Below are 12,149 nucleotides of genomic sequence, written 5' to 3'. Positions count from 1 at the left end.
GGCGGATGACCCCGCAGCCGGATCCGCTGCGCCCGGCGGCTTCCTAGCGTGAAGGTATGGACAATCCTTCCAGCATGGTCGCGCGCGTGGACGCTGCGACGAAGACCTACGGATCCGGGCCGAACCGGGTCATCGCCCTCGATCACGTCACCGTGGGGATCCCGGCCGGCCGGTTCACCGCGGTGATGGGGCCGAGCGGCTCGGGCAAGTCGACCCTCATGCACGTCATGGCCGGGCTGGACTCGGTGTCCAGCGGTCAGGTCTTCCTGGGCGACACCGAGATCAGCGGGATGGGCGACGCCGAGCTGACGGTGCTGCGCCGCCGGCGCGTGGGGTTCGTCTTCCAGTCGTTCAACCTCGTGCCGACCCTCGATGTGCGCGCCAACATCCTGCTGCCGTTCGAGATCGACGGCCGCAAGCCCACGCTCGTGCAGCGCGAGTGGACGGACTCCCTCATCGAGTCGCTCGGGCTGCAGGATCGGCTGACCCACCGCCCGCACGAGCTCTCGGGCGGCCAGCAGCAGCGCGTTGCGATCGTGCGGGCGCTCGCGACGAGACCCGACCTGATCTTCGCCGACGAGCCCACCGGCAACCTCGACTCGCGCACCGGGCGAGAGGTGCTCGGCGTGCTGCAGGAGGCCTCCCGGCTGCACGGCCAGAGCATCGCCATGGTCACCCATGATCCGGTGGCGGCGAGCTACGCCGACCGCATCGTGTTCCTCGCCGACGGCCGCGTGATCGCGGAGCGCGAGCGGTCGAGCGCGGAGGAGATCTCCGCGTTCATGCTCGGGATGGAGGCGCGCGCGTGATCCGGGCCTTCCGCGCCAACGCCAGAGACCACAGGGCGAGCATCCTGGTCGCCGCGCTGAGCGCCGCCTTCGGGGTCGCGCTGCTGGCCTGCACGAACGTCCTGGGAGCGTTCATCTCGACGACGGAGGTCGGCTCGCACGGCTCCGCGCAGTTCGCGCTGGCTCTGGTCGCCGGCGTGTTCTTCGTGATCGCCGTGTTCGTGGGCGCGATCGTCACGACGAACACCTTCGCGACGGTCATCGCCGGACGCACCCGCACGATCGCGCTCCTGCGTCTCCTCGGCTCGACCGCGCGCGCGCAGCGCCGGTCGGTGGCGGGGGAGGGCCTCACGGTCGGCGTGATCGGAGCGGCCGCCGGCGGCGTGGTGGCCGTCGTGCTCGCCTTCGTCGCGGTGCGCGCGTTCGTGTGGACCGGCGTGCTCCCCGACACGCTGTATCCGGTGCTCACACCGTCGCTGCTGGCACCGCCGGTCGTGGTGGTCCTCACGACCTGGCTGGCCTCCTGGATCGGCAGCAGGCGGGTGCTGGGTGTGGCACCGGTCGAGGCCCTGGGCGCTGCGGAGGAACGCCCCTCGAGCGGACTGCGCAGCAAAGGAAGGATCGCGGCGTCCCTGCTGCTGATCGTGCCGGGGGCCGCGCTGCTCGGCTTCGGGCTGGCGCTCGGCCTCGGTCTCTTCGCGCGCTCCGGTGACGCGGCGCTGGCCGACTTCGGCCGGTACGGCGTGCTGGTCGCGATGGTCGGCGGACTGGTGTCGTTCACCGGAGTGATCGTGGCGGCGCCGCTGTTCCTCCCGGCCGTTCTCCGTGGAATCGGGCTGCTCCTGGGTCGGGGCGCAGCCACCCGGCTCGCAGCCGCCAACGCGCTGCGCAACCCGGAACGGAGTTCGCGGACGGCGATCGGCCTCGTCATCGGCGTCACGCTGATCACCATGTTCGTCGTCGCCACGCAGACCTGGCTCGTGATCATGCGCGCGGCCGCCGCGAAGGAACCGGAGCTCTACCAGGGCACCGAGAGCGTCCTCACGGCCACGATGCTCGTGTTCAGCGCGCTCGTCGGGTTCTCGGCGGTGATCGCAGCGGTCGGCGTCGTGAACAGCCTGTCGCTCGCTGTGCTGCAGCGGCGCAGGGAGCTCGGGCTGCTGCGCGCGCTCGGTCTCAGCGCGTCGCAGGTGCGCAGGATGATCCTCGCCGAGAGCGGTCAGCTGGTCGTCGCGGCGGTCCTCTGCGGGCTGGTGCTCGGCACCCTCTACGGGTGGATCGGCGCCCAGACCCTGCTCGGGCAACTCCCAGGAGCCGGGCTGGTCGCCCCCGCCGTGCCGTGGCTGTTCATCGGGGCGATCGTGCTCGCCGCGGCCGTGCTGGCGGTCGGCGCGTCCGTCGCTCCGAGCCGGCGGGCCACCCGGGTCTCCCCGGTGGAGGCGCTCGCTGTCGACTGACGGCCTCCAAGTTTCCTGAACGCTCATCAAGCCTCAGCTTTCCGCAGGCTGAGTGCCCGATACTGAAGAACCGACGGCAGCCGACTCTGCCGCCGCGCTGCTCCGCCGAGAGGAACCACCCTGAACTGGCTCATGACCCTGAGGATCGACAAGCCTCCTTTCCTCATCACCGTCGACGTCATCGCAGCGCTCCTCGCCCTCTACCTGATCGTGCGGCCCACCTGGCGCCGGGCGCTCGCCGGTGCGCTCGCGTTCGTCGGCGGCGCGCTCCTCGGTTGGTTCCTGGTGTGGCTGACCGACGACGTCATGAACATCTTCGGTGTCGGGCTCACGCCCGTGACCACGATGTGGGTGGCGCTCGGCGTCGGCGGCATCGCGCTCGCGGTCGCGAACTTCTTCCGGTCGCGCTGGTGGCGCAAGGTCGTCGCCGGGGTGAGCATCCCGGTGTTCCTCCTCACGGCCTTCGCCGGGGTGAACGTCGACTTCGGCGAGTACCGCAACCTCAACGACGCCCTCGGGGTCATCCCGTACAAGGCGCTCGACCTCCACGCCGAGCGCGGTGAGGTCATCGCGGGCACAGCATGGTCGTCCTCCACGACGCAGGCGGACCCGCCGACGAAGGGCGAGATCGGCACGGTCCGCATCCCGGCTACGGTCAGCGGGTTCCCCGCGCGCAAGGCCGTCGTCTACCTCCCGCCCGCCGCGCTCGGCCCGAACCCCCCGGCCCTGCCGGTGCTCTACGCGCTGTCGGGACAGCCGGGCGCGCCGGCCGACATGTTCACCGCCGGCCGCATCGGCGCCTACCTCGACGCCTTCGCCGCCAAGCACAACGGCTACGCGCCGATCGTCGTGGCGCCCGACCAGCTCGGGGGTCCCGGCCGCAACCCGATGTGCATCGACTCCCGGGCGTACGGGAACTCCGCGACCTATCTGCTGAAAGACGTGCGCGACTGGATCACCTCGCACCTTCGGGTGAGCAGCGATCCGGCCGCGTGGGGCGTCTTCGGATACTCGCAGGGCGCGACGTGCGCCGCGCAGTTCGCGACCGAGCGTCCAGACCTGTTCGGATCGGCCCTCGCCTCCTCCAGCGAGCTCGGGCCGACGCTCGGCAACGAGGCGCTCACGATCTCCACCGGATTCGGAGGTTCGGCCTCGGCGTTCGCCGACGCCCAACTGGGCGCCGCGATGAGGGCGCACGCACCGTACGCCGACTCGCTGATCGTGTTCGGCGCCGGGCAGAACGACGCCAAGTACACTGCATTCGCGAAGACGCTGCACGCCGATGCGCTCGCAGCGGGGATCCGCAGCGAGCTCCTGATCTCGCCGGGCACGGCCCATGATTGGAACACGGTGCGCTACACACTCACGAACGGCTTCCCCGCGGTGGCCGCGCAGATGGGGCTGGCTCCGTGAACGATGCTGTGACCGCGGGAGGGACGCCGATGGGGGGAGCGCCCATGGAGCAGGCGACGGGCCCGGAATCCGCGCCGGAGGGGCAGCCCTCCGCGCCGGAGCCGGGCGCTCCTGTGCCCCCGCGCCAGCCGTCCGAGCCCGCCGCGGGGCTGCGGGGCACCCTGCAGCGCATCGGCCGGCTCGTCGCCGGTCACCCGTTCACGACCGGTCTCACAGCGCTCATCCTCGTTCTGGCACTGGCGACCGGGCCGATCCACGGCCCGCACCGGCCGCTGCGGGTCTGGCTCGGCGCGGGTCCCGATCAGCTGCTGGACGGGCACTGGTGGTCGCCGGTCACGGCCGTGCTCTTCACGGACAACCTCGCCGAGCTGATCGTCGTGCTCGTGCTCTCGGTGGTGCTGGTGGGCGCCGCGGAGCGGCTGATGGGCACGTGGCGCACCGCCCTCGCGTTCGTGGCGACCTCCGCCATCGGCATCGGCGCGGGAATCGGGATCCAGCTGCTCGGCTCGCAGACCGGCGAGATGTGGTCGCGCAACGTGCATCACCTGGTGGCCCTCGACGTGTTCACGGGGATCGCGGGGACGATCATGACGGCCAGCGCCTTCGCCGGCACGCTGTGGCGTCGCCGCATCCGGGTGATCACGCTGCTCGTGGCGATCATGTACGTGCTCTACTCCGGCCTGCCGTCCGACCTCTATCGCCTGCTCGCCGTCCTCGCCGGCCTCGGGCTCGGCGTGCTGTTGCGGCCGCACGTGCGTCTGGCCGGCTGGCGTCGCAGCTCCCATCACGAGGTCAGGGTGCTGCTCGCGTCGGCCGTGACGATCACGGCGCTCGGCCCGGTGATCGGCCTGCTCACCCAGTCGCGCTACGGGATGCTGTCGCCGATCGGCCTGCTGTTCTCCAGCGACGTGCCCGATCGAGGCAGCGTGCTGGAGCGGTGCCAGGCGTTCGCCGTCACGCGCAGTTGCGTGCACGACCTCACCCTGGAACGGATCAACGGCCTCGGCCCGGTGCTGATCTCGGTGCTGCCGCTCCTGGCTCTCCTGGTCGCGGCGTACGGCCTGCTGCGCGGGCGCCGGTTCGCGGTCTGGCTCGCGGTCGCGGTGAACGCGCTGCTCGCCGTGCTGTCCGCCCTCTACTTCGGGATCCTCCCGTTCGCCGACCCGCGCCCGACGGTCTCGCCGCGCTACTGGGAGGTGACGCTGATCCTCGCGCTGTCGGCGCTCGTGCCCGCGGTGATGGCGGTGCTCCTCGTCGTCTACCGGCGGCATTTCACCGTGCTCGCCACGGCCCGCTCCATTCGCCGCTACGTGCTGACGGTGGTGCTGACGGGCGTCGGGCTGATCGCGCTGTACGTGCTGGTCGGCTGGCTGCAGAAGGACACCGGCTTCACCCGGCCGATCGATGCCAGCGACCTCCTCAACGATGTGCTCGAACGGTTCATCCCGGTGAGCTTCCTGCGTCGCGAGCCCGTGCAGTACCTGCCGACGACCCCGCTGGCCACGATCGTCTACCACAACATCGGGACCGTGTTCTGGCTGGTCGCGATCCTCGCCGCCGTGCCTTTCATGTTCGGGCGCGGCGCGTGGCGCCGGTCGAGCGGCGACGCCGGCCGGGTGCGCGGGCTCCTCGAGCGCGGCGGCGGTGACGCGATCTCGTTCATGACCACCTGGCCGGGCAACAGCTACTGGTTCGACTCCGCGAGCGGGGGAGCGGTGGCCTACCGGGTCGTCGGCCGCGTCGCCCTCACGACCGGCGCGCCCTTCGGGGCGCCGCAGGCGGAGCACGACGGCATGATCGAGCGCTTCGCCCGCTTCTGCGACGACAGCGGCTGGATCCCGGTCTTCTACAGTGTGGACGCCGAGTACCAGCCGCTCTTCGACCGGATGGGCTGGTCGACGATGACGGTGGCGGAGGAGACGGTGATCCGGCCGCAGCAGTGGGCGACCACCGGCAAGAAGTGGCAGGACGTGCGCAGCTCGATCAACCGCGCCCAGCGCGCGGGCATCCGCGCGGAGTGGACGACCTTCGCCGCCCTGCCGCTGAGCACCGCGGTGCAGCTGTCCGACATCTCGGAGCAGTGGGTCGCAGAGAAGGACCTTCCCGAGATGGGCTTCACCCTCGGCGGGCTCGACGAGCTGCACGACCCGGCCGTGCGACTCATGCTCGCCGTGGACGAGGCGGGCCGGGTCGAGGGCGTGACCTCGTGGCTGCCGAGCTACCGCGACGGCCACGTCGTCGGGTGGACGCTCGACTTCATGCGCCGACGCCCCGGCAGCATCAACGGCGTCATGGAGTTCCTGATCGCCGAGGCCGCGACGCGCATGAAAGAGGACGGGATCGAGTTCATGAGCCTCTCGGCGGCTCCTCTCGCGCACACGGCCGGCACGGCGGACGACGCCAAGAGCGGCATGGACCGGGTGCTCGGCTACCTCAGCACCTCTCTGGAGCCGGTCTACGGGTTCCGCTCGCTGCTCAAGTTCAAGCAGAAGTTCCAGCCCGAGCTGCACCCCCTGATCATGGCCTACCCCGACCCGGTCGCACTGCCGGCCATCGGCGTGGGCCTCGTGCGCGCATACCTGCCCGACCTCTCGGTGCGGCAGGCGGCAGCGCTGGCGGTGGGCCGCGGGTGAACGCCTGGCGTGGTACCGTGGTTTCTGTGTACGGTCTGCTCCTCCTTAGCTGCCGCGACGAGTCCTAGTTCCGGGCCTCCCTCGTCGCGGAGTTCGTCGTTGGCTCTCCACACCACACCGCGAGGAGAAGACAGACCATGAAGAACACTCAGGCGCCGAGCGCCATGCCGATCCACAAGTACCGGCCCTTCCACGAGCAGATCCGCGTCGACCTGCCCGACCGCACCTGGCCCGCCAACCGCATCACGGAGGCTCCGCGCTGGTGCGCCGTCGACCTGCGCGACGGCAATCAGGCGCTGATCGACCCGATGAGCCCCGAGCGCAAGCGCATCATGTTCGACCTCCTGGTGCGCATGGGCTACAAGGAGATCGAGGTCGGCTTCCCGTCGGCCAGCCAGACCGACTTCGACTTCGTTCGCAGCCTCATCGAAGAGGGCGCGATCCCCGACGACGTCACCATCCAGGTCCTGACCCAGTCGCGTGAGCACCTGATCAAGCGCACCTACGAGTCGCTGGTCGGGGCCAAGCAGGCCATCGTGCACCTGTACAACTCGACGAGCATCCTGCAGCGGGACGTGGTGTTCCGCACCGACCAGCAGGGAATCATCGACATCGCGCTGTCGGGCGCGCGGCTCTGCAAGCAGTTCGAGTCGCTGGTCCCCGGCACCGAGATCTACTACGAGTATTCGCCCGAGAGCTACACCGGCACCGAGCTGGAGTTCGCGGCAGACATCTGCAACCAGGTGCTGGACGTCTTCGAGCCGACCGCGGAGCGCAAGGTGATCATCAACCTGCCCGCGACCGTCGAGATGGCGACGCCGAACGTCTACGCCGACTCGATCGAGTGGATGTCGCGGCACCTGAACCACCGCGAGAACGTCATCCTGTCGCTGCACCCGCACAACGACCGCGGAACCGCCGTGGCCGCCGCGGAACTGGGCTACATGGCCGGAGCCGACCGCATCGAGGGGTGCCTGTTCGGCAACGGGGAGCGCACGGGCAACGTCGACCTGGTCACGCTGGGCGTCAACCTGTTCACTCAGGGCATCGACCCGCAGATCGACTTCAGCGACATCGACCAGATCAAGCGGACCGTCGAGCACTGCAACCAGCTGCCGGTCGGCGAGCGCAGCCCGTGGGGCGGCGACCTGGTCTTCACCGCTTTCAGCGGGTCGCACCAGGACGCCATCAAGAAGGGCTTCGAAGCGATGGCCGCCCGGGCGGAGCGCGAAGGGGTCTCCGTCGACGACCTGGTCTGGGCGGTCCCGTACCTGCCGATCGACCCGAAAGACCTGGGCCGCAGCTACGAGGCGGTCATCCGGGTGAACTCGCAGTCGGGCAAGGGCGGCGTCGCCTACCTGTTGAAGACCGACCACGCCCTCGACCTGCCGCGCAAGTTGCAGATCGAGTTCTCGGGTGTCGTGCAGGCCAAGACCGACGCCGAGGGCGGCGAGGTGACGAGCGGCGAGATCTGGTCGATCTTCCAGGACGAGTACCTTCCGGCTCCCGACTCCGACCCCGACGCCAAGTGGGGTCGGTTCGAGCTGGGCAGCACGAGCACCACCAACGAGAGCGGCGATCACGTCACCCTCACCGTCGCCCTGCGCGATGGCGACACGGTCTCGAAGGCGACAGGGGAGGGCAACGGCCCGATCGCCGCGTTCTTCGACATCCTGAACGCCCGCGGCATCAACGCCCACCTGTACGACTACTCGCAGCACACGCTGTCGGCGAGCGAGTCGGCGCAGGCCGCCGCGTACGTCGAGCTGGACGTCGACGGCGTGCGCCTCTGGGGCGTCGGCATCGACGGCGACACGACGACCGCGTCGTTCAAGGCGGTCGTGTCGGCGGTCAACCGCGCGGTGCGCGCGTCGTCCGGCCACGCGACGGAGGCCGAGCTCGTCGGGGCCTGACCCCGCCTGCCGTCCGCCCCCTGTCCGGAACTCCGGAGATCCGGGCCATCACGGCCCTGATCTCCGGAGTTCCGGACTTTCGGGCGGTGTGTCGCCCCGGGTCTCCGGAGTTGGCGACGACGCTTCTAGTCCGAGTCGTCGGGTCGGTCGATGCGGTACCGGGGGATCGCGCCCGTGTCGGTGCGTTCGTTGGTGTGCTCGGCGCTCGGCCGCCTCCCGAACCCGAACGCCATCCAGCGGGGCGTGCGCAGTCGTCCCAGCTCGCGCTGCTCCGGCAGGCTCCAGCCGAACCGCACGGCGAGCAGCCGGATCAGCAGGGTGACGAACACGCACACGATGGCGGCGATCGTGAACGGCGTGCCGAAGTCGACCAGCAGGACCAGGACGATCGTGCCGGCCCCGGCAGCGACCGCGTAGAGCGAACCGACGTGCATGAGCGCGATCGGGAGGTTCAGCAGCATGTCGCGCAGGATCGAACCGCCGACGGCCGAGACGACTCCGACGAACACGGCCGGCACCTCCGGAAGCCCGAGCGCCAGCGCCTTGGTGGCACCGATGGCGCCGAACAACCCGATCGTCAGCGCGTCGAGGAAGGTGATGATCGGGTCGAGCCGGCGGAAGAGCCGCACCAGCAGCATCCCGACCAGAGCGGCGACGACCGTCGCCGGAAGATACCAGTTCGACTGCAGCGCGACCGGGGTCACATTGAGCAGCAGATCGCGCAGGAGTCCGCCGCCGACGCCGGTCGCCACGCCGATGATGGCGACCCCGAGCAGGTCGAGCCGGCGGTCGCGGAACCCCGACGCGAACATCGCGCCCTGGAGGCTGCCAACGCCGACGGCGACCAGGTCGCCCCAGAGGGGGATCGTGAAGGCGGCGGAGGTCACCCGTCACTTGTATCACGACGGAGGCGTCCACCTGAGCATGGTGGGGCGGATGACGCGCGATACTGGAGGGGTGCCTGTCTACCGTGATGAAGTCGTCGTGCTTCGAACCCACAAGCTGGGCGAGGCCGACCGGATCGTCACGATGCTCAGCAGGCAGCACGGCAAGATCCGTGCCGTCGCCAAGGGGGTGCGGCGCACGGCCTCCAAGTTCGGGTCGCGGCTGGAGCCGTTCATGGTCGCCGACGTCCAGCTCTACGAGGGGCGTTCGCTCGACGTCGTGACGCAGGCCGAGACGATCGGCGCCTATGGCGCGCTCATCGCCGACGACTACGCGAGCTACACCGCCGCGAACGCGATGGTCGAGGCGGCCGACCGGCTGACCGACGCGGAGGCATCGCTGCAGCAGTACCTCCTGCTGGTCGGCGCCCTGCGGTCGCTCTCGCGACACGAGCACGGCCCGCAGCTCACGCTGGACTCCTACCTGCTGCGTGCGCTGTCGCTGGCCGGCTGGGCGCCGAGCTTCCTCGACTGCTCGCGCTGCGGCGCGACCGGCCCCCACGCGCACGTCGTGGTGCAGCTCGGAGGCGTGGTGTGCGACGACTGCGCACCGCAGGGCGCGCCGCGGATCGACTCGGCGACGATCGCGCTGCTCGGTGCCCTGCTCACCGGCGACTGGGAGACGGCCGACGCGTCGGACGAGGGCACCCGGTCGAAGGCGAACGGTCTCGTCGCCGCCTACACCCAGTGGCATCTGGAGCGCGGACTGCGCTCCCTGCAGCACGTTCAGCACGACCAGAAGGCGAGTGGATGAGCCCCAAGCCCTACACCCACCGGGACGCGGTCGCGTACCGGCCGCTCGACTGGACCGGCATCCACCCGCCGGCGTTCCCGTCCGGCGCTGTCCCCGAGCACGTCGCGATCGTGATGGATGGCAACGGCCGATGGGCGAACCGCCAGGGGCTCACGCGCATCGAGGGTCACCGGGCCGGGGAGGCCTCCCTCCTCGACGTCGTGGCTGGCGCGATCCAGGTCGGGGTCAAGCATCTGAGCGTCTACGCGTTCTCCACCGAGAACTGGAAGCGTTCACCCGACGAGGTGCGCTTCCTCATGGGATTCAACCGGGAGGTCCTGCACCGCCGGCGCGACCAGCTCAACGAGTGGGGTGTGCGCGTGCGGTGGGCCGGCCGCAAGCCCCGGCTGTGGTCGTCGGTGATCAAGGAGCTGCAGTTCGCGGAGCGGATGACTGCGGGCAACGATGTGCTGACGCTGACGATGTGCGTCAACTACGGCGGTCGCACCGAGATCGCGGACGCGGTGCGCTCGATCGCCGAGGAGGTCGCGGCCGGTCGGCTGAAGCCGTCCGCGGTGGGGGAGAAGACCATCCAGCGCCACCTGTACCTCCCGGACATGCCCGACGTGGACCTGTTCGTGCGCAGCTCGGGTGAGCAGCGCACGAGCAACTTCCTCCTGTGGCAGAGCGCGTACGCCGAGATGGTGTTCCTCGACACGCTGTGGCCGGACTTCTCGCGCACCGACCTGTGGAACGCGATCGACATCTTCGCTCGGCGGAACCGGCGGTTCGGCGGTGCCGTGGACACACCGGAATAACTGCAGCGCTGCACGATGTTGACCCCTGTTGTGAGCGAACCCATCAAGATCGACATCTGGTCCGACATCGCGTGCCCGTGGTGCTACATCGGCAAACGCCGTTTCGAAGGCGGGAGCACCCTCTTCGCGGAGGCCGGCGACGGTCGCGCCGTGGAGGTCGAGTACCACTCCTTCGAGCTGTCGCCCGACACCCCCGTCGACTTCGACGGCACGGAGGTCGACTTCCTCGCCGGCCACAAGGGCATCCCCGCCGAGCAGGTTCACCAGATGCTGGACCGCGTCACCGGGATCGCGTCCTCCGTGGGGCTGGACTACGACTTCGGCTCGTTGCAGCACACGAACACGGTGAAGGCGCACGAGCTCCTGCACTTCGCGAAGGCGAACGGCAAGCAGCTCGAATTGGCCGAGCGGCTGTTCCGGGCGTACTTCGTGGAGGGCGGCCACGTCGGCCGCGTCGACGATCTGGCCGACCTGGCCGCGGAGGTCGGGCTCGACCGCGACGCCGCAGTCGAGGCGATGGAGTCCGGTGAGTACCTCGCCGCCGTGCGCGACGATCAGCGCACGGCCGCCGAGTTCGGTATCAACGGAGTCCCGTTCTTCGTGATCGACGGCCGCTACGGCGTCTCCGGCGCCCAGGAGTCCGCCACCTTCGCGCAGGCGCTCGAGCAGGTCTGGACCGAGCGCGCCGCCGCCGACGAGTCCGCCACGGCCGAGGCCCGCGCATGAGCGCCGCGCCCCACGAGGAGCAGGTCGCGGACGCGGCGATGCCGATCGCGGTCGAGGCCGTCGCGGCCGCTCCGCGCCCGTCGCTCGCGCTCCTGGGAGACCCGTCCGCCGCCGCGTGCGACGGCGACTCCTGCGCCGTCCCGCTTCCGTAGCCCACCGCGAGGCGGCGGAGAATGCGCCGTCTCGACCGCGGAGCGGGCTACTCGGGGTCGGTGATGTCGGCGACGGTGGCGTCGAAGCCGGCCAGCAGGGCATCGGCGTCGACGAAGAGCGAGTAGCCGTGCTCGCCGGCTCCCATCGAGACGGTGCGGCCGGCCACGGTCTCGTCGGCGATCACGGGCCACGCGGTGGTGCTGCCGAACGGGGTGATGGTGCCGCGCTCGTATCCGGTCGCGGCGAGCGCCACCGAGGCGTCCGGAAGCTGCAGCTTGTTGACGTGCAGGAGGGCACGCAACTTGGGCCACGAGATCTTGCGGCCACCGGGGACGAGCGCGAAGACGAACGTGTCGTCGCTGCGCTTGACCACGAGCGTCTTGACGATGTCGGCCGGCTCGATGCCCAGCAGCTCCGCCGCCTCCTCGAGGCTGCGGGCGGCCGGTCGCTCGACGATGCGGACCGGTATGCCGCGGGCCACGGCATCGTCCTCCACACGTCGCCGTCCGGCGCGGGGTTCCACGACTTCCGGGCTCTCGGCCATGTATCAGCACGCTTTCTGGGAGAATCG

General features: G+C 70.2%; 11 protein-coding genes. 9 read left to right on the top strand and 2 right to left on the bottom strand.

Annotation, left to right across the window (positions count from 1 at the left end; genetic code table 11):
* Positions 1–56 precede the first annotated feature (56 nt).
* The 5 genes from KNO15_RS02090 (at position 57) to leuA (ending at position 8,204) form a co-directional block, all read left to right on the top strand.
* Positions 57–809 carry an ABC transporter ATP-binding protein gene (locus KNO15_RS02090; protein WP_241701746.1) on the top strand — a complete coding sequence of 251 codons (753 nt, stop codon included), beginning with the start codon at positions 57–59 and terminating at the stop codon, positions 807–809.
* The gene (locus tag KNO15_RS02085; protein WP_241701744.1) at positions 806–2,245 is read left to right on the top strand and encodes an ABC transporter permease; all 1,440 of its coding nucleotides are present in this window, start codon (positions 806–808) and stop codon (positions 2,243–2,245) included. Before KNO15_RS02090 ends, KNO15_RS02085 begins: the two co-directional genes overlap by 4 nt.
* A gap of 132 nt (positions 2,246–2,377) precedes the next feature.
* Positions 2,378–3,658 carry an alpha/beta hydrolase gene (locus KNO15_RS02080; protein WP_241701742.1) on the top strand — a complete coding sequence of 427 codons (1,281 nt, stop codon included), beginning with the start codon at positions 2,378–2,380 and terminating at the stop codon, positions 3,656–3,658.
* A gap of 44 nt (positions 3,659–3,702) precedes the next feature.
* Positions 3,703–6,291, top strand: a complete 2,589-nt coding sequence (locus KNO15_RS02075) for a bifunctional lysylphosphatidylglycerol flippase/synthetase MprF (protein WP_241701741.1) — start codon at positions 3,703–3,705, stop codon at positions 6,289–6,291.
* Between the two features lie 137 nt (positions 6,292–6,428).
* The gene (gene leuA, locus KNO15_RS02070) at positions 6,429–8,204 is read left to right on the top strand and encodes a 2-isopropylmalate synthase (RefSeq protein WP_241701740.1); all 1,776 of its coding nucleotides are present in this window, start codon (positions 6,429–6,431) and stop codon (positions 8,202–8,204) included.
* Between the two features lie 125 nt (positions 8,205–8,329).
* On the opposite strand, the gene KNO15_RS02065 is transcribed toward leuA, so the two are convergent.
* Positions 8,330–9,091, bottom strand: coding sequence for a trimeric intracellular cation channel family protein (locus tag KNO15_RS02065; RefSeq protein WP_241701738.1), 762 nt, complete (start codon positions 9,089–9,091; stop codon positions 8,330–8,332).
* 70 nt (positions 9,092–9,161) lie between these two features.
* Here KNO15_RS02065 and recO point away from each other — a divergent pair, with 70 nt between their 5' ends.
* From recO to KNO15_RS02045, 4 genes are read left to right on the top strand one after another with little or no spacing between them, the layout of a single operon-like run.
* Positions 9,162–9,902 (top strand): DNA repair protein RecO, encoded by a 741-nt coding sequence (gene recO / locus KNO15_RS02060; RefSeq protein ID WP_241701737.1) that lies wholly within the window; start codon positions 9,162–9,164, stop codon positions 9,900–9,902.
* A complete protein-coding gene (locus KNO15_RS02055) occupies positions 9,899–10,699 on the top strand; it encodes an isoprenyl transferase (RefSeq protein ID WP_241701736.1) in 801 nt (266 codons plus the stop codon). The genes recO and KNO15_RS02055 overlap by 4 nt, the downstream gene beginning before the upstream one ends.
* A gap of 30 nt (positions 10,700–10,729) precedes the next feature.
* On the top strand, positions 10,730–11,425 hold the full coding sequence (locus KNO15_RS02050; RefSeq protein WP_241701734.1) for a DsbA family oxidoreductase: 696 nt from the start codon (positions 10,730–10,732) through the stop codon (positions 11,423–11,425).
* On the top strand, positions 11,422–11,577 hold the full coding sequence (locus tag KNO15_RS02045) for a hypothetical protein (RefSeq protein WP_241701732.1): 156 nt from the start codon (positions 11,422–11,424) through the stop codon (positions 11,575–11,577). The genes KNO15_RS02050 and KNO15_RS02045 overlap by 4 nt, the downstream gene beginning before the upstream one ends.
* A 47-nt stretch (positions 11,578–11,624) precedes the next feature.
* Here the strand turns inward: KNO15_RS02045 and KNO15_RS02040 are convergent, their stop codons facing one another.
* Positions 11,625–12,122: an aminoacyl-tRNA deacylase gene (locus tag KNO15_RS02040; protein WP_241701730.1), complete on the bottom strand. Its 498-nt coding sequence runs from the start codon at positions 12,120–12,122 to the stop codon at positions 11,625–11,627.
* Positions 12,123–12,149 lie beyond the last annotated feature (27 nt).

Origin of the sequence: Leifsonia shinshuensis (assembly GCF_022606355.1) — a bacterium.
Lineage (GTDB): Bacteria > Actinomycetota > Actinomycetes > Actinomycetales > Microbacteriaceae > Leifsonia > Leifsonia shinshuensis_B.
Note: the sequence above shows the minus strand (reverse complement) of the source record. Positions and strands in the feature narration are given on the sequence as shown.

Excerpts from the sequence above, each read along its gene's own strand:
- KNO15_RS02090 (WP_241701746.1), top strand. The coding sequence starts at position 57 with ATGGACAATCCTTCCAGCATGGTCGCGCGCGTGGACGCTGCGACGAAG.
- KNO15_RS02080 (WP_241701742.1), top strand. The coding sequence starts at position 2,378 with ATGACCCTGAGGATCGACAAGCCTCCTTTCCTCATCACCGTCGACGTC.
- KNO15_RS02075 (WP_241701741.1), top strand. The coding sequence starts at position 3,703 with ATGGAGCAGGCGACGGGCCCGGAATCCGCGCCGGAGGGGCAGCCCTCC.
- leuA (WP_241701740.1), top strand. The coding sequence starts at position 6,429 with ATGAAGAACACTCAGGCGCCGAGCGCCATGCCGATCCACAAGTACCGG.
- KNO15_RS02055 (WP_241701736.1), top strand. The coding sequence starts at position 9,899 with ATGAGCCCCAAGCCCTACACCCACCGGGACGCGGTCGCGTACCGGCCG.
- KNO15_RS02045 (WP_241701732.1), top strand. The coding sequence starts at position 11,422 with ATGAGCGCCGCGCCCCACGAGGAGCAGGTCGCGGACGCGGCGATGCCG.
- KNO15_RS02040 (WP_241701730.1), bottom strand. The coding sequence starts at position 12,122 with ATGGCCGAGAGCCCGGAAGTCGTGGAACCCCGCGCCGGACGGCGACGT.